At 63.6% G+C, this 16,461-nt stretch carries 18 protein-coding genes; 11 read left to right on the top strand and 7 right to left on the bottom strand.

All coding sequences use genetic code 11. The features are described 5' to 3' along the window. Both GSQ79_RS08865 and GSQ79_RS08870 read left to right on the top strand, forming a co-directional pair. Positions 1-531: GGDEF domain-containing protein (locus GSQ79_RS08865; protein WP_158808357.1), on the top strand; the 531-nt coding region annotated here is incomplete at its 5' end. A gap of 99 nt (positions 532-630) precedes the next feature. Then, positions 631-1,053, top strand: a complete 423-nt coding sequence (locus GSQ79_RS08870) for a DUF2177 family protein (protein WP_158808358.1) — start codon at positions 631-633, stop codon at positions 1,051-1,053. On the opposite strand, the gene GSQ79_RS08875 is transcribed toward GSQ79_RS08870, so the two are convergent. The 4 genes from GSQ79_RS08875 to GSQ79_RS08890 are packed head-to-tail and all read right to left on the bottom strand — an operon-like array spanning position 1,027 to position 4,326. After that, positions 1,027-1,623 carry a hypothetical protein gene (locus tag GSQ79_RS08875; RefSeq protein WP_158808359.1) on the bottom strand — a complete coding sequence of 199 codons (597 nt, stop codon included), beginning with the start codon at positions 1,621-1,623 and terminating at the stop codon, positions 1,027-1,029. The genes GSQ79_RS08870 and GSQ79_RS08875 overlap by 27 nt on opposite strands. Beyond that, positions 1,623-2,651 (bottom strand): cyclopropane-fatty-acyl-phospholipid synthase family protein, encoded by a 1,029-nt coding sequence (locus GSQ79_RS08880; RefSeq protein ID WP_158808360.1) that lies wholly within the window; start codon positions 2,649-2,651, stop codon positions 1,623-1,625. Before GSQ79_RS08880 ends, GSQ79_RS08875 begins: the two co-directional genes overlap by 1 nt. Beyond that, complete coding sequence (locus GSQ79_RS08885) at positions 2,648-3,466, bottom strand: DUF1295 domain-containing protein (protein ID WP_174243181.1); 819 nt, start codon at positions 3,464-3,466, stop codon at positions 2,648-2,650. Before GSQ79_RS08885 ends, GSQ79_RS08880 begins: the two co-directional genes overlap by 4 nt. Further along, entirely contained in the window at positions 3,463-4,326 is an 864-nt protein-coding gene (locus GSQ79_RS08890; RefSeq protein ID WP_158808361.1) for an alpha/beta hydrolase, read from the bottom strand. Before GSQ79_RS08890 ends, GSQ79_RS08885 begins: the two co-directional genes overlap by 4 nt. Positions 4,327-4,486: 160 nt before the next feature. On the opposite strand from GSQ79_RS08890, the gene GSQ79_RS08895 reads away from it, so the two are divergent. From GSQ79_RS08895 to GSQ79_RS08905, 3 genes are read left to right on the top strand one after another with little or no spacing between them, the layout of a single operon-like run. Next, positions 4,487-5,833, top strand: coding sequence for an NAD(P)/FAD-dependent oxidoreductase (locus tag GSQ79_RS08895; RefSeq protein ID WP_158808362.1), 1,347 nt, complete (start codon positions 4,487-4,489; stop codon positions 5,831-5,833). Further along, complete coding sequence (locus tag GSQ79_RS08900) at positions 5,830-6,627, top strand: DUF1365 domain-containing protein (protein ID WP_158808363.1); 798 nt, start codon at positions 5,830-5,832, stop codon at positions 6,625-6,627. The genes GSQ79_RS08895 and GSQ79_RS08900 overlap by 4 nt, the downstream gene beginning before the upstream one ends. Positions 6,628-6,631: 4 nt before the next feature. Continuing rightward, complete coding sequence (locus GSQ79_RS08905; protein WP_158808364.1) at positions 6,632-7,864, top strand: cyclopropane-fatty-acyl-phospholipid synthase family protein; 1,233 nt, start codon at positions 6,632-6,634, stop codon at positions 7,862-7,864. Between the two features lie 282 nt (positions 7,865-8,146). Here GSQ79_RS08905 and GSQ79_RS08910 read toward each other — a convergent pair whose 3' ends face one another. Further along, on the bottom strand, positions 8,147-8,368 hold the full coding sequence (locus tag GSQ79_RS08910; RefSeq protein WP_158808365.1) for a hypothetical protein: 222 nt from the start codon (positions 8,366-8,368) through the stop codon (positions 8,147-8,149). A 47-nt stretch (positions 8,369-8,415) separates the two neighbouring features. Between GSQ79_RS08910 and GSQ79_RS08915 the strand changes: the two genes are divergently transcribed. Then, positions 8,416-8,982 (top strand): DUF29 domain-containing protein, encoded by a 567-nt coding sequence (locus GSQ79_RS08915; protein ID WP_158808366.1) that lies wholly within the window; start codon positions 8,416-8,418, stop codon positions 8,980-8,982. A 153-nt stretch (positions 8,983-9,135) separates the two neighbouring features. Here the strand turns inward: GSQ79_RS08915 and GSQ79_RS08920 are convergent, their stop codons facing one another. Continuing rightward, a complete protein-coding gene (locus GSQ79_RS08920; protein WP_368669933.1) occupies positions 9,136-9,732 on the bottom strand; it encodes an endonuclease domain-containing protein in 597 nt (198 codons plus the stop codon). A 41-nt stretch (positions 9,733-9,773) separates the two neighbouring features. Between GSQ79_RS08920 and GSQ79_RS08925 the strand changes: the two genes are divergently transcribed. The 4 genes from GSQ79_RS08925 to GSQ79_RS08940 all read left to right on the top strand — a co-directional run bounded on the left by GSQ79_RS08925 (position 9,774) and on the right by GSQ79_RS08940 (position 12,428). Continuing rightward, positions 9,774-10,004: a hypothetical protein gene (locus GSQ79_RS08925; protein ID WP_158808368.1), complete on the top strand. Its 231-nt coding sequence runs from the start codon at positions 9,774-9,776 to the stop codon at positions 10,002-10,004. After that, entirely contained in the window at positions 10,001-10,390 is a 390-nt protein-coding gene (locus GSQ79_RS08930) for a type II toxin-antitoxin system VapC family toxin (RefSeq protein WP_246725213.1), read from the top strand. The genes GSQ79_RS08925 and GSQ79_RS08930 overlap by 4 nt, the downstream gene beginning before the upstream one ends. A gap of 465 nt (positions 10,391-10,855) precedes the next feature. After that, on the top strand, positions 10,856-11,461 hold the full coding sequence (locus GSQ79_RS08935; protein WP_246725214.1) for an exonuclease domain-containing protein: 606 nt from the start codon (positions 10,856-10,858) through the stop codon (positions 11,459-11,461). Beyond that, positions 11,427-12,428 (top strand): nucleotidyltransferase domain-containing protein, encoded by a 1,002-nt coding sequence (locus tag GSQ79_RS08940; RefSeq protein WP_158808369.1) that lies wholly within the window; start codon positions 11,427-11,429, stop codon positions 12,426-12,428. The genes GSQ79_RS08935 and GSQ79_RS08940 overlap by 35 nt, the downstream gene beginning before the upstream one ends. A gap of 33 nt (positions 12,429-12,461) precedes the next feature. On the opposite strand, the gene ettA is transcribed toward GSQ79_RS08940, so the two are convergent. Then, positions 12,462-14,114: an energy-dependent translational throttle protein EttA gene (ettA, locus tag GSQ79_RS08945; protein WP_158808370.1), complete on the bottom strand. Its 1,653-nt coding sequence runs from the start codon at positions 14,112-14,114 to the stop codon at positions 12,462-12,464. Between the two features lie 204 nt (positions 14,115-14,318). Between ettA and GSQ79_RS08950 the strand changes: the two genes are divergently transcribed. Beyond that, positions 14,319-16,322, top strand: a complete 2,004-nt coding sequence (locus GSQ79_RS08950; protein WP_158808371.1) for a P-loop NTPase fold protein — start codon at positions 14,319-14,321, stop codon at positions 16,320-16,322. Positions 16,323-16,461 lie beyond the last annotated feature (139 nt).

Genomic DNA, 16,461 nt, shown 5'->3' on the forward strand with positions numbered 1-16,461 from the left:
GCGCGCCAGAAGGCCGAGGCCTATCTGGAGTTTCTCGGCAAGCACGACCCGCTCACCAAGCTCTACAACCGGTCCTTCTACAACGACGAGATGAACCGCCTCGAGCGCAAGGGCCCGCACCCCGTGACCGTACTCGTCGGGGACCTTAACGGCTTGAAGCAGGCGAACGATCAACTCGGCCATGCCGCCGGCGACGACCTGTTGCGCCGCATCGGCGAAGTTCTCGGCGAGGCGGTCAAGGCGCCGTTCACCGCCGCCCGGATCGGCGGCGACGAATTCGCCGTCCTCATGCCCGCCAGCGAAGAACACGAGGCCGAAAGTTTGATGGCGGACATTGCCGCCCTGATCGAGGCTAACAACCAGTTCTATCCCGGATTGCCCCTGAGCCTGTCGATCGGGGCCGCCACCGAGCGGGCCGGCGAGCGGCTGGAGGCGACGATCAATCGGGCCGACGCCCGAATGTATGAGGCCAAGCGGCTCTACTACGCGGAACCCGCGCTGGATCGCCGCCACGACAGCCCGCCGATGTAAGGGATTTCGTCGCGGCTGACGGACGCAACGTTCCGGACGCCGTGCGATTGTAGCCTGCGTGGCGCGTCACGAGGCGGCGCACGGCCCGGAGTTTTTAAGATGAGCAAGTATGTTGCCGCCTATCTCGCGACCTTGGTCGTCTTCTTCGCCCTCGATTTCGTCTGGCTCAGCATCATGGGCAACGCGCTCTACAAGCCGACGCTGGGCGACATTCTGCTGCCGAAGTTCAGCCCGGCACCTGCCCTGATCTTCTACGTTCTCTACATCGTCGGCGTCGTCATCTTCGCGATCGTCCCGGCGATCCAGAGCGGCAACTGGACCTCGGCGCTGCTGTTTGGCGCGCTGTTCGGGTTTTTTGCCTATGGCACCTACGACATGACCAACATGTCGACGCTGCGCAATTGGACGCTGCAGATCACCGTCGCCGACATGATCTGGGGTACCGTGCTGACGGGTGTCTCCGCTTCGGCGGGCTACGTCATCTCGAAGGCGGCGTTACGCGCGTTCGGCATGGCGAGCTGATGAAAGGCGTACCCGGATCGCGGCGATGACGAGATAGGGCGTCAGCGCCGCGACGCTGTAGAGATTGAGGTGTGTCAGCGAAGTGTACTCGGCGGGGGTGAATTCGTGCAGCGGTGCGCCGAGATGCCCGGCGGTCAGGGCGCAAAGGCCGGTGAACGTCGCAAGCACGATGATGGTCGGCCATTCGCGCAGCCTGAAGAACAGAACGGCGATGACCAGACAGGGCACGAAGAACCAGGCGATGCCCGACTCCGGCCCGAACGCCTTGAGCGACAGCAGCGAGTTGGCCAGGCCTGCGATCACCAGCAGACTGCGTCCTGCCAGCGGGCTACGGCGCGCGAGTAGCGGCACCGCGACGAAGAAAGGCGTCGACAGCCACGTCAGCAGGCTCGGCCAGGCGTCGCGCCCGACGAGAAAGGCCACATAGAGCGGGTAGGTCGGCTGGTTGCTCCAGACGATGAAGGCCGCGGTGTTGGCGATGGCGGCGTAGGGATCGTCGTTGGCGAGATAGCGCGTCAGCCAGTCTTTGCATCGTCGATAAACGTGCCGCGCGCCAGCGACGACACCCATCAGGGCGTCGGACGCAGACGATAATGGCTGACGCCCCAGGTGCGGCCGCCATCGTCGCCGAACAGGCCCTCCGTCGCGAGATAGAACAGCCGCCAGCGCCGAAGCCAGAGTTTGGCCTGGTCGCCGTAAACATCGGCGAATAGCCGCTCGATCGCGGGCTTGTGGGCGTCGCAGTTGGCGAGCCAGTCGCGCGCGGTCTTGGCGTAATGCTCACCGTTCCAGTCCCAGCTGTCGGCGACGGTATAGAGATCCGGAAACTGTTGGATCAGCGCGCGGCTCGGCATGATACCGCCGGTGAAGAAATGCTGGGCGATCCAGTCTGCCTTGTCGCGATGATCGAAGCGGTACGGCGCGTTGATATGCGTGAACACGTGCAGAAACAGCAAGCCGTCCGGCTTGAGCCAGCCGCGCGTGCGCTCCAGCAGCAGCCGCCAGTTGGCCATGTGCTCGAACATCTCGACCGACACGATGCGATCGAATTTTTGCGTCGTCGCGAACACGTTCATGTCGGCGGTGACGACGGTGATATTTTGGAAACCGCGGGCCTCCGCCTGCGCCATGATATAGGCGCGCTGGCTTTGCGAATTCGACACCGCGGTGATGCGGGCGTTGGGATAATGCTCGCCCATCCACAGCGTCAGCGAGCCCCAGCCGCAGCCGAGCTCGAGGATGGTCTGACCGTCGGCAAGCGCCGCATGCTCGGCGGTGAGGCGAAGCGCGCTGACCTCGGCCTCGGCCAGGGCTGTTTCAGGCGTGTCGTAGTAGCAGCAGGAATACTTGCGGCGCGGCCCGAGGCAGAGGTCGAAGAATGCCGCCGGGACCTCGTAATGCTGGGTGTTGGCGGCGTCCGTGTGCTCGGCGATGGGGTAGGCGTCCATGCCGGCCGCGAACCTGCGATCGATGCCCGGCACCGGCACCGCAAGCTTGCGCCGCGTGCGCCCGACCAACGCACCGATCCCGGCGCGGGTCACCGCATCGGGAAAGGGCAGGCGCTCGATCGCGCCGGTGGCCGCTTCGATGAGGTTCATGAAATATCCTTCGGGCGGGGCGGCCAGGGGAAGAAGGCGCTGACCCGCTCCTGATAGGCGCGGAAATTACCACCGTGCTTCTTGATCATATGGGCTTCGAGCGGCGGCACGCCCGAGACATAGCGCAGCAGCCAGAACATGAAGATCGGACCGCTCAGCGCGAGGAAGCCCCAAAAATAGGCGCCCGAAACATTGATCGCGATGATCGGGTAGGCAAGCCAGCCAAGCCACTCGAAAAAATAGTTCGGATGCCGCGACCAGCCCCACAGGCCGGCATCGCAGATCTTGCCTTTGTTGGTCTTGTCGGCGGCGAACTGCCGGAGTTCGGTGTCGGCGACGCCCTCGCCGAAGATCGCGGCGATGAGAACGAAGGCGCCGAAGATGTCGAGGACGCGGATGCCCGGCGCGGGATTATGGGCGGCGATGCCGACGGAGACCACCAGGACGAAGGCGGCCAGTGCCTGGATCTGCAGGAACCAGAACAGCCGGGACTGAAAATCGTCCTTCCATTCCTCGCGCAGCGCGGCATAGCGCGGATCCTCTGCCTTGGAGCTCAAGGTCCGCTGCAGAATGTGGGTGCCGAGGCGGATCGACCAGATCGCAACGAGGATGGCGACGAGCACCTGGCGCGCCGAGGGCGCGTGCAGGGTCCCGTTCCATGGCACGAGCGCTAAAAACACGCCGCCGATGCCCATCTCGTAGGACCAGAACACGTCCGACCACCCGCTGTTCCGGGTCCTGTATTGCGCGAACCAGGCGCCGGCCATAATGGCGGACAGGGCGAGCGCGGTCGCGACGATTGTGGTGACGATCATGGGAGCTGATTGGTCCTGTAGAAGCGGGGCGAGCCAGGGTTGGAGCGGAGCTCGTGCACCCGGGCTTCGACGAAGGCCACGGTGTCGGCGAACACCGGTGCGAGCGGACGGAGCAGGGGGCTGAACGCGCCGAGAATGGTGGCGTGATCGACCCGCTCGTAGAATTTCGCCCGCGCGTCGCCGCCCAGCATGCGGATCCGGGCGCCCAGGCGGCGGCTGTTCTCGGGCCGCACCGTCTTGTCGGAAAGACCGCTGAGCAGCAGCATCGGCACGGCGTCGCCGCGAGCATAGGCGATCGGCTGGCTCAGCTTGAGATCGCCAGCCGGCGCGAAGATCGCTTCCAGCACTTCGCTGTGCAGCGGCAGGAAATCATAGGGCCCGGCAAGGCCGACGACGCCGGCCAACGCGGCCTGGCTCTTGCCGTCGAGCCAGCGCCGATCGAGCGCCAGCATCGCCGCGATGTAGGCGCCGGCGGAATGGCCGATCAGCAGGATCAGGCCGGGATCGGCGCCGAACTCGTCGGCGTTGCGCTGCGCCCAGCGCACTGCCTTCGCCCCATCGGTGAGAAAATCGGGAAACCGGACTTCCGGATAGACGCGATAATCGGGCACGACGACGACGAAGCCGCGCTTGGCCAGCGCCATCGCGGCGAAGCGGTAGTCCGCGCGCTCGCCGCTTTCCCACCCGCCGCCGTAGAAGAAGACAACCAGCGGCGCATTGACCGCACCTTTCGGGGCATAGACATCGAGCAGGCCGCGCTTGCCGTCCGCAAACCGGATGGTGCGCGTGACTTCGACACCGACGCCGATGGCGATTGCATTGAGGACACCGATCCCCGAGATCGGCCACGGTAGCGCCATCGCCTAATTCACCCGCCCCTGATCGTCCATGCTGAAAGATGATACGCGGCAAAAGGCCTTAAAGTTCATTGCTTTTATCGAGATCCAAAAACCATTTCCGCCCGTATATAGTTCGTATGGCGTGCTGCGCATCTGGCGCAATTGCCTTTGAAGGCATTTTATGGGGCTTGGGTTGAACGAACGGCTCGACGTCGCGGTGGTCGGATCCGGTATTTCGGGATTGGCGGCCGCGTGGCTGCTCAGCCAGCACCATCGCGTGACCGTCTTCGAAAGCGCCTCGCGTCTCGGCGGCCATACCAACACGATCGACGTCGCCAGCGGCAACGGGTCGCAACCCGTCGATACCGGCTTCATCGTCTTCAACGAAGCCACCTATCCCAACCTGACGGCGCTGTTCGCCCATCTCGGCGTCGCCACGCAGGCGTCCGAGATGTCATTTGCCGTGTCTCTGGACGATGGACGGCTGGAGTATGCCGGCACCGATCTCAACGGCCTGTTCGCGCAACGCCGCAACCTGTTGAATCCGCGCTTTCTCCTGATGCTGCGCGATCTCCTGCGGTTTTATCGCGAGGCGCCGCAGAAGCTCGCCGAACTGGAAACGCTGAGCCTCGGCGCCTTTCTCGATCAGGATGGCTACGGCCGCGCGTTCCGCGACGATCACCTCCTGCCGATGGCGGCGGCGATCTGGTCGGCGCCGAGCAGGACGTTGCTCGACTTCCCTGCGATCTCCTTCGTCCGCTTCTGCGACAACCACGGGCTTCTCCGCGTCACCGACCGGCCGATCTGGCGGACGGTGACGGGCGGGTCTCGCGCCTACGTGGCACCGCTGACGGCGCCCTATCGCGATCGCATCCATCTCGATCGCGGCATTGTCTCGGTCCGTCGCGATGCGGACGGCGTCATGCTTCGCGATAGCCAGGGCGCGGCGTCGCGCTTCGACCATGTCGTCGTCGCCACGCATGCGGATCAGGCGCTGGCGATGCTCGACACGCCGAGCGATGCGCAGCGCGCTGTGCTCGGCGCCTTCCGCTACAGCCAGAACCGCGCCGTCCTGCACGGGGACGCCCGCCTGATGCCGAAGCGCCGAAGCGTCTGGGCGAGTTGGAACTACATCGGCCGAAGCGGGCTGGATGCCGACGCCGTCTGCGTCACCTACTGGATGAACCGGCTGCAAAACCTCGCGGCGGCGCCTGAGTATTTCGTGACCTTGAACCCGACGCTCGACCCGGTCGGCGCGCTGCGCGAAGAGACATACGCCCATCCCATCTTCGACCTCGGCGCGCTTGCCGCACAAAAGCGCCTGTGGTCGCTGCAGGGGCAGAACAACGTCTGGTTCTGCGGCGCGCATTTCGGTGCCGGGTTTCATGAGGACGGCCTGCAGTCGGGCCTTGCCGTGGCCGAGGCGCTGGGCGGCGTGCGGCGGCCGTGGACGGTCAAGGACGAGTCCGGGCGCATCATGCTGGCGCCGCTTGCCCCCACGACGCACGCCAGGCCGGTCGCTGCATGACGGCATCGTCCCTCTACAGCGGCATCGTCCTGCACCGTCGCTTCGGGCCGAAGATGCATGCGCTGCGCTATCGCATGTTCATGGCGCTGCTCGACCTCGACGCGCTGGACGAGCTCGACGGAACACTGCGGCTGTTCTCGCGCAACCGATTCAACCTGTTTTCCTTCCATGATCGCGACCATCTCGATACGGGCGCCGGGCGCCAGGCCGGCCCGTGCAGCCTGCGCACCCAAGTCGAGGCCAGTCTCGCCGAGGCCGGCATCGCGCTGGGTGGCGGCGCAATCACCTTGCTCGCGCTGCCGCGGATCCTCGGCTACGCCTTCAATCCGCTCAGCGTCTTCTTTTGCCATCAGGCCGATGGCGCGCTTGTCGCGATCCTCTACGCGGTGCGCAACACCTTCCACCAGCGCCACACCTACCTCATTCCCGTCGCCCCCGGCGGCACCGGGGCGATCGAGCAGAGCTGCCAAAAAGTCTTCTATGTCTCGCCGTTCATGGACATGGACATGACCTACGCGTTTCGCATCGTCCCGCCCGGCACCGATCTCTCCGTCGCCGTCGACGGCTTGAAGGACGGCACCAGGATCATCGCCACCTCCTTTGCCGGCACGCGACATCCGCTGACCGATCGGGGCATTCTCCGCGCTTTTCTCGGCCACCCCTTTCTGAGTTTCGCCGTCGTGGGCGGGATCCATTGGGAGGCTCTGAAGCTTTGGCTTAAGGGCGTCCGCCTCCGGGCCCGTCCCGCGCCGCCGGCTCATCCTGTTTCCATCATTATGCGTAAGGAAATCTGAGGTCATGTCTCTCGTCGATCGCACGATCTCGCCCACAGAGCCGACGCATGCCTTCGATCGCCGCCCGGCCAAGGCACGGGGGCTGCAGGTCCGCGCCGTCGCGCGCATCCTCTCGCATCTGGCCTACGGCCGGATGATCGTCATCCTGCCGCACGGCGAACGCCTGGAATTTTCCGCGCCGGGGGCCGGCCCGGAAGCGACGCTGACGATCCACCGCTGGCGCACCGTCTGGCGCACCGTGTCGCGCGGCGACATGGGTTTTGCCGAAGCTTTTATCGACGGCGACTGCTCGAGCCCCGACATCGCCAAGGTCGTCGAGCTGTTCGTGCGCAACGAGGCGGCGCTCGCGGCGATCACCGGCTGGGCGCCGGTCCATCTCATCAACAAACTGCGCCACCTCGCCCGCGCCAACACCAGGCGCGGCAGCAAGCGCAACATTTTGGCGCATTACGATCTCGGCAACGACTTTTTCCGGCATTGGCTGGACGACGGCATGACCTATTCCTCGGCGCTTTACACCGCGCCGAACCAGACGCTCGAGGCTGCGCAAACCGCCAAGCAGGACAGGATTCTGGCCGAGCTGGCGCTTGAGCCCGGCCAGAGCGTTCTCGAAATCGGCTGCGGCTGGGGCGGCTTCGCCGAGCGGGTCGCCGAGCAGGGCTGTACGATCACCGGGCTCACGCTGTCGCCGTCGCAGCTGGCCTATGCCGACAAGCGGTTGGTCGATGCCGGACATACGCACGACCTACGGCTCCAGGACTATCGCGACGTGCGCGGCACCTTCGATCGCATCGTCTCGATCGAGATGCTGGAGGCCGTCGGCCGCGCCTACTGGCCGAGCTATTTCGCGATGCTCAAGCAGCGCCTCGCCAAGGACGGGCAGGCGGTGCTGCAGGTCATCACGCTGGATGAATCCCGCTTCGAGGGCTACGTCGACCAGGTCGATTTCATCCAGCGCTACATCTTTCCCGGCGGCATGCTCCCGACGCCGACCATCATGCGCGAGCAGATTTCTCAGGCCGGCCTCACCCTGAAATCCACCTTCACCTTCGGCGACAGCTACGCCAAGACGCTGGCGGAATGGTCGAAGCGCTTCCACGCCGCGCTGCCGGCCGTCGAGGCGCTGGGCTTCGACGCAAAATTCCAGCGGCTGTGGAATTACTATCTCGCGTACTGCGAAGGTGGCTTCCGCGTCGGCATGCTGGATGTGGGGCTCTACACGATCACCCACGCTTAAGGTTCTTCCTCTTATCAGGTGCGAGATCCTCACCCGCGACGCGGGAGAGGGGACCACCGAAGGCCGGGAGAGGCGCCGCAGACCCTGTTGCATATCGGCACCATGCGCGTCGCGCCGCCCGCACCGACATTTTTGCGTCACTCTGCGTCACGCGTCACCTTTTGGTCCCGCTGCGCCCAAAGCGCATGGAGCCAGGATGCGCGCGGCCTCGAGCCGGATCAAGGCCGCCGCCCGGCCCGGTCCGCGCATCCCGACATCCGCGCGCCTGCGGTCCGTCCGATCCTACGCCCCGTCCTCGACCACCGTGACCGCGCCCGCAATATCCGCCGGCACGTGCCCCGCGGTTTCGATGTCGAGCCGCAACATGTCGCGGTCGTAGCGCAGCGTCACTGGGCAATGGTCGCAGGGAAAGGTCAGGTGCTCCTTGAAGAAGCCGACGGGCTTGGTGGTCTTGGTGCGGCAGCGTGGGCAGAGGACGGAAAGGGTGTCGTCATCGGTGAGCATGAAGCGTCCTGTCGCGCGCGCATTTCGTCCGGCGTGGCGAGCGTGCTATGCTGAACGCGATCACGCAAGGGCATGGTGCCCGGCGGAGCAAGAGCACCAAGCTCGGCGAGATCGTCATGACCCGCGACGAGTGGCCGGACTCTGATGCCGGCTTGTACCGCAATGATTTCTATAGCTGGACCCAACGCGAGGCGGCGAGGCTCCGCGCGCTTCCGCCCGACGTGTTCGATCGTGTTCAACTGGACGTCGCAAACCTCGCCGAGGAGATCGCCGATTTGGGCAAGCGCGATCTCCGTGAGGTCATGTCCTACCTCGGCCTCGTCATCCAGCACCTTATCAAGCTGCAGGCGGCGCCCGATGCGCGCGACGCTGCGCATTGGCACGCCGAGGCTGTCAACTTTCAGAGCGCGGCGCGGCGTGCCTTTTCGCCTGGCATGCGCCAGCTGATCGACGTTGCCGAAATCTGGACCGACGGCGGCCGCGCCGCCCGCCGCTTTCTGCGCGACCACGGCGCGCATGATCGGTCGCTGAATTCTTGTCCCTTCACGCTCGACGACCTGCTTGCCGCCGACTTCGACGTGGACGCGGCGGTGGCGCAGATCGGCGCGAGGTAAGGCGCGGCACCACGGGCAGAGGACGGCGAGGGTGTCGTCATCGGTGAGCATGGTTGATCTCAAACCTTTGCCAGCGCGCGCGCCCCCTCCACCATGCTGACGCATGGTCCCCATCCCCCGCGCTTCGCGCAAGGGAGGATAAGCCGGCCATCCTCACCCGCGCAGCGGGGGAGGGGGACCGCCGAAGGCGGTGGAGGGGGCGCCACGCGCCGCGATCGTCGCGAGAACATCTCGGCGGCGCTCTTCGTTCAAGATGTCGGATGCGTTGAACCGAAGAATCGCGATGCCGCGCGCGGCCAACCACGCATCGCGTTCACCATCGTGCCGGACCTGCGTGGGATGATCATGGGCTGCGCCATCGCCCTCGACGGCGAGCACCATATCCGCGCTATAAAAATCCAGAATGTAAGGGCCGATCGGGTGCTGCCGGCGAAACCGCAGCCCGGCAACGCCACCGCGCCGAAGCCCCTGCCACAACAGCACCTCTGGCAAGGTCATCGCCTTTCGCAGGTCTCGTGCTCTGACGATCGTCTTGGATGGCGCGCGCATGCCCCAGCCCCCTCCACCATGCTCCGCATGGTCCCCCTCCCCCGCGCTTCGCGCAAGGGAGGATAAGCCGGCCATCCTCACCCGCGCAGCGGGGGAGGGGGACCGCCAAAGGCGGTGGAGGGGGCGCCGCGCGCCGCGATCGTCGCGAACTTTATTTGTTTTTGCGCAGGTGTCTCGCTGCTTTCGGCTGGCGAGCGTCATCCATCATGGACATGTGCTGCACATGTACCTAGGTTGAACGCATGCCGTCGATGATTCAGATCCGCAATGTGCCCGACGAGATCCACCGCACGTTGAAGGCGCGGGCGTCGCTCGCTGGCATGTCCCTGTCTGACTATCTGCTGCGCGAGATCAGGCAGGCCGCGGTCCGCCCGTCGCTCGACGAGATGCTGGAGCGCCTGCGACAGCTGCCGCCCGTCGAGCTGTCCGAGACACCGGCTGAAGCCGTCCGGGCCGAGCGCGACCGCCGGTGATCGTCGACGCCTCGGCGATGATTGAGGTGCTGCTGCGAACCGATAAGGCCGCTGACGTCGAGATGCACCTGACGGGGACCACCGACGGCCTTCATGGGCCGCATCTGGTCGATGTCGAGGTCGCTCAGGTGCTTCGCCGTTTCGTGCTGCGTGGTGAACTCGGCGTGGAGCGAGCCGCCCGCGCGCTGGAAAGCCATGCGCAGTTTCCGATGCGGCGTCACGCACACACGACGCTGCTGCAGCGAGCATGGCAGTGGCGAGACAATCTCTCCGCCTATGATGCGATCTACGTGGCGTTGGCCGAGGCGCTCGACCTGCCCCTCGTCACCTGCGACGCCCGCCTTGGCAAAGCGGCCGGCACTCTCGTCAATGTCTTGGTGGTTTGAGGCGAGATGCGGCCCGGTCTTCGCAATCCCACGAGGCGCCCACGGCCGGACCGAGCCTACTTACTATCCTCCACGACCGTCACCGCCCCCGCAATATCATCGGCACGTGCCCCGCGGTTTCGATATCGAGCCGCGCATGTCGCAATCGTAGCGCAGCGTCACAGGGCAATGGTCGCATGGAAAGGTCAGGTGCTCCTTTAACCATCCGGCGGTTTTTTTGTCTTGTTGCGGCAGCGCGGGCAGAGGACTGCGAGCGTATCGTCATCGGTGAGCATATTTCATCCCGAACAACTTCGGCTCTCAGTTATAAGCTTACCGAGCTGAAGTGCGATTCGGCGCCACCGACGAACCGCCAGCGAAAGCGATGTCAGGAAGCGCCATGCGTTTGTTGCGGTTCAGTTCGTGAGGCCGCTATTATAGCCGAAATCGTGCCTCGCATGCGCGAAGAAATCGGGGGACTAGTTTTTGGACGTTTATTTCTCAGCCGATGTGGAGACCGATGGCCCTATCCCAGGACCATTCTCGATGCTTTCGTTCGCATTGGTCTATGCCGGCACATTCGATGGAGTGAAGTTTTCTCGCCCGCTGGACTATAACGAAGTATTCTACGAGGAACTGAAACCTATATCCATCAATTTTCAGCCGGAGGCTCTTATTGTAAACGGAATAGATAGAATAAACCTAATAAAAAATGGACAAAATCCAGATAATGTTATGAACTCTGCTTCGGAGTGGATTAAGCAGATGTGCTGTGGGGGAGAGCCAGTATTGGTCGCTTACCCCTTGAGCTTTGACTGGAGTTGGCTATATTGGTATTTTATTAAATTTTGTGCTGATGGGTCGCCGTTTGCGCACTCAAGGTGCTTCGATATAAAGACTGCTTTTGCGATCAAGGCTGGTCTCCCTATTTCGGAGTCTGGAAGGTCCAAACTTTGGTCGTCGCTCAAATCCAGCCGTAAGCATAGCCATCACGCTTTAGATGATGCCATAGAGCAAGCAGAGATATTCGCCAATATTTTTGAGTGGGAGACATTGAGTGATCGAGTTGGAAGAGCGTCGAACGCAGACTAAGATCAAAGTAGCCGACTTAAAAAATAGATTAACTAGGGCTGAAAGGATCGCGGGAGATAAGGCTTGTGTTTATGCAACCGGGTCCTTTGGGCGGGGTGAGGCAAGCAAGCACAGCGATCTTGATATTTTCATTTTAGGTAAGGACGATCCTAAACTAGATAAGGAGGGTCGTAGGGGTAGTCAATTAAAGCGCCTAGACGACATCTGCATTAAAGCGGAGCTAATTCACGCGACTAGGGAAATGGATTTTCCTGAATTCTCGGGTGATGGAAAATTTCTAGTGCACTATTCGGTCCGCGACTTCACCAAAGAGCTTGGGTCTCAGGAGGACGATTTTAAAAATACCTTCACAGCTAGGTTGCTGCTTTTGCTTGAAAGTATCCCGCTTGTCGGGGCTGTGGCCTACAATGAGATTGTATCAAATGTTTTAGATGCTTACTGGAGGGATTGGGAAGGTCATTCGGCTGAGTTCATGCCTGCGTTCTTAGCGAATGACATTCTTCGCCTATGGCGTACCTTTTGCGTAAACTATGAAGCCCGCACTCTCAGAATGCCCGCGGAAGAAAAAGCAAAAGGGAAACTTAGAAATTATAAGCTAAAACATAGCCGAATGCTCACGTGTTATTCGGCCTTATTATCTTTATCCGCTACATTTAGTCAAAAAGGGACGGTATCGAAAGATGATGCGTTGTTAATGATCGGACGGACTCCAACTCAGCGTCTTGAAGCTCTTATGCAAGATCGTGATCTAGTGGAAGCTCATGAGGCGTTGAATAATCTTCTGATTAATTACAATCTATTTCTGAAGAGGACAGACGACACGGAAGAAAATCTCCTTAAAATATTTGGTGATCCAGGCTCTTCGAAGTCTTATTTTGACGAAGCATATAGGTTCGGAGATATTATGGCCGAGGCAATGAGTTTGATAGGCAGCAATGCCCGTTTTCATAGGTTGCTTATAGTGTGATGGGGAACCGCTAGCGCGGCTCCCCAAAAAGCCTTACCGCGCGAACTTCTTGTACTTCATCCGATGCGGCACCAGCTCGGTGACCCCCAGCCGCCGCTTCTTGTCTTCCTCGTAGTCGGCAAAATTGCCCTCGAACCACTCGACGTGCCCGTCGCCCTCAAAAGCCAGCATGTGCGTCGCGATGCGATCCAAGAAGAAGCGATCATGCGAGATGATCACGGCGCAGCCGGCGTAGTCGGTCAGGGCGTCTTCCAGGGCGCGCAGGGTCTCGACGTCGAGATCGTTGGTCGGCTCGTCGAGGAGCAGCAGGTTCGCCCCCTTCTTCAGCATTTTGGCGAGATGCACGCGGTTGCGCTCCCCGCCGGAGAGTTGGCCGACCTTCTTCTGCTGGTCCGGGCCCTTGAAATTGAAGGCCCCGGTGTAGGCGCGGGAGTTGATCTCCTGCTTGCCGAGATAGATGATCTCGTTGCCTTCGGAAATTTCCTCCCAGACGTTGTGCTTGGGGTCGAGCGCGTCTCGCGACTGGTCGACGTAGCCGAGCTGGACGGACTCGCCGACCTTGATGTCGCCCTTGTCGGGCTTTTCCGAACCGGTGATCATCTTGAACAAAGTGGTCTTGCCGGCGCCGTTGGGGCCGATGACGCCAACGATACCGCCGGGCGGCAGCTTGAAGGTCAGGTTGTCGATCAGCAGCTTGTCGCCAAAACCCTTGGACAGGCCGTTGAACTCGACGACGTTGGTGCCGAGGCGCTCGGCCACCGGGATGACGATGTTGGTGACGGACGGAATGCGGTCGGCCTGCTTGTTGACGAGGTCCTCGTAGCGCTGGATACGCGCCTTGGACTTGGCCTGCCGCGCCTTGGGCGAGGAGCCCATCCACTCGGCTTCCATCTCGATCTGCTTCTGCCGCGCTGAGTCCTCGCTCTTCTCGAGCCGCATGCGCTTGGCCTTCTGCTTCAGGTACGAGGTGTAGTTGCCCTCGTGTGGGATGCCGCGGCCGCGGTCGAGCTCGAGAATCCAGCCGGTGACGTTATCCAGGAAGTAGCGATCGTGGGTCACGATCAGGATCGCGCCCTCGTAGTTGCGCAGATGGCCTTCGAGCCAGTTCACCGTCTCGGCGTCGAGATGGTTGGTCGGTTCGTCGAGGAGCAGCAGGTCGGGCTTTTCCAGCAGCAGCTTGCACAAAGCGACACGGCGGCGCTCGCCGCCGGACAGCTTGTCGACCGGCCAGTCGTCCGGCGGGCAGCCGAGGGCGTCCATCGCCTGCTCGACCTGCGCGTCGAGATCCCAGAGATTTTGCGCCTCGATCTCGTCCTGCAGGCGGGTCATCTCGTCCGCCGTCTCGTCGGAATAGTTCATCGCGAGATCGTTGTAGCGCTCGAGGATCGCCGTCTTGCCGGCGACGCCGAGCATGACGTTGCCGCGTACGTCGAGCGTCTCGTCGAGTGGCGGCTCCTGCTGGAGGTAGCCGACGCGGGCGCCCTCGGCGACGAAGCCTTCGCCCTGATACTCCGTGTCGATGCCGGCCATGATCTTCAGCAGCGTCGACTTGCCGGAGCCGTTGATGCCGAGCACGCCGATCTTGGCGTCCGGGTAGAAGGAGAGGTGGACGTTGTCGAGCACCTTCTTGCCGGTGGCGAAGGTCTTGGTCAGACCTTCCATATGATAGATGAACTGCCGCGCCATGGGGCTTCGCCGTTTCGTTCGGGGATGAATTGGATTGGTGGGTTCTAGCGGGGCGCGCTCCTGCGGTCCAGCGGTTCCGGACCGCGCCGTTTTAGCTTTCAGACATCCTGTCCGGTCTTTGGGTCGTCACAATCCTAGGACTAGTTGCCGCACGTCGCCGCGTGGTAACGCGGGAGCGACGTCGAGTTTGTTGGAGGGTCATCCGTGGCGGATGTGGGATTGCGCGATCTGGGGGCCTTCGTGCCGGGACGACGAAGCGAGCCGGCCGTGACGCCCGTCGGCGAGGTGCCGGTGCTCGGCGCTGCCGATGCTGGCTCCGTCATCATCACGCCGCCGCCTGCCCCTGCCAAAGAGCGGGCCGTGTTCGGCGGCGATCTCCCCACCGGCGCCGACGCGCTCGGCATCGACACGCCCATCGCCCACCTTGCCGAACTCGCCGCCCATCGCGGCACGGCGAGCCCGACCTGCATCGGCCTGCTCGGCGGGGCAGGCTCGGGCAAAAGCTTTGCCCTGCGCCGGCTGACCGCCCGGATCGGCGCGCTGGCCAGCGCGGCCTCGACCACGCGAGGTCCGTTCCTTTCCCGCGTCCACGTGCAGACCCTCGATGCCGGCACGCTCGACGGCGATCCCGCTCTCGCATTGGCAGCGCAGCTGCATGCCGGCCTGCGCCAGCCCTATCCCGACCTTGCCCGCGAACTCGGCCATACCGCTCGCGACCCGCATGTCGTCGCCCGCGAAACTGGCGAAAAGCTCGACGACGCCCGCCGCCGCCTCGATGCCGAACGCCGCACGCTCGACGAATCCGGCTCGCGCCTCGCGCGCCTGACCGAGACGGTGCTGTATGAGGCTGCGGGGTCGCAGGTCGACTCCTATGCCCGTGCCCATCGCGGCAGCCTGGAAAACCGTCAGGTCGCGTTCGGCATCACCGGCGACCCGATCCGTAACTACAAGGACCTGGTCCGCGTGGTAGCGGAAAGCGGCGGCCCGATCGGCCTGTCGCTGCGCGCGCTCTACGGTTTTAAAGGCCAGACGCGGCTGGTGGTGCTGGCGCTCGTCTTCGTGCTCGTCGGCATCGGTCTCGGCGTCGCCATCGACATGCAGGACAGCTGGCTTGGCGCGATGCGCGGCGGCCCGCAGGCGAGCGTCGCGACCGCCACCTGGATGGCGGCGCACATCGATCTGCTGGCCCTGGCGAAGAAGGCGGCGTTCATTCTCGCCGTCCTGTTGGTGGCGGCCAATCTCTGGCGCGCCTTCAACTTCGTTCAGCCGATCCTGACCGGCGTTCGCCTGCTGCGGGCCGATCTCGCCAACCGCCGCCGCGATCTCGACGGGCTCTATGCTCACCAGACCAAACGCGTCGACAACCTGAGCGCCGACGTCGAGCGTCTCGCCCGGGTCTCGGCCGAGGCGGAAAAGCGTCTTGGCGGATCGGGTCATCACGGGGCGATCGACGCGCCACCCTTCGACACCACTGTTCGGGCGCAGGCGCGAACCTTCTTCGTGACGCTGGGGCGGATGCTGCGCGAGGGATCGCAGGCCGCGCCGCAGCGGATCGTGTTGGCGCTCGACCATCTCGATGCGGTGACCCCCGTGCGTGCCAAAGAAATCCTCGACAGCGTGCATCGGCTCGCGGCCGAAAGCGGCATCGTCACGCTGGTCGCCGTCGACCCGCGCCGTCTTGACACCAGCCTCGCGGATCTCGAGCGCTGGATCCAGCTGCCGCTGCGCCTCGACGCCAAGCCTGAGGAGCGCGATCACACGGCGATCGTCCTGCAGGCGCTCGGCCATGCGCCTGCGCCCGCCTCGGCTCCCGCGGTCGACGCGACGCGATCCGCGCTGGACGAACCGGTCAGCGAGGCGGAGGCCACGCTGCTCGCGGCCCTGGCGCCTGTCGCTGGCGGCTCGCCGCGTCTCGTCAAGCGCTTCGTCAATCTCTACACGCTCGCCCGCCTCGACAGCGATGCGCAGAAGGGAGCCTTGGCGCTGATGCTGGCGCTCGACCAGGGCGGCACCCAGGCCGAACGCCAGGCCTCCGAAGAGGCGATGGCGGGGCCCGACCTCGGCGCGTCCTTCGCGCCGGCGCAGACCAGCGCGCGCCTTCGGCTGGCGCTGGAGGCCGTTGCGGCCTTCGACGGACGCGTCAGTAAGGCGGATGTTGCCAAGGCCGCCTCGCGCGCTACCCTGTTCTCGGTCGCCGCCTTCGTCTGAGGCGGCGGAAACATTTCGATTTTTCGCACGGGTTTTCATGCAAAAGCAGGTTCGGACCTCGGTTCTCATGTCGCTCCTTTGCGCCGCGCCGGTCGCGGCGAAGACGGTCAAGATTCCGGAGGGCAAGCCGCAGGTCGCG

The organism is Beijerinckia sp. L45, assembly GCF_009765775.1.
Lineage (GTDB): Bacteria > Pseudomonadota > Alphaproteobacteria > Rhizobiales > Beijerinckiaceae > RH-AL1.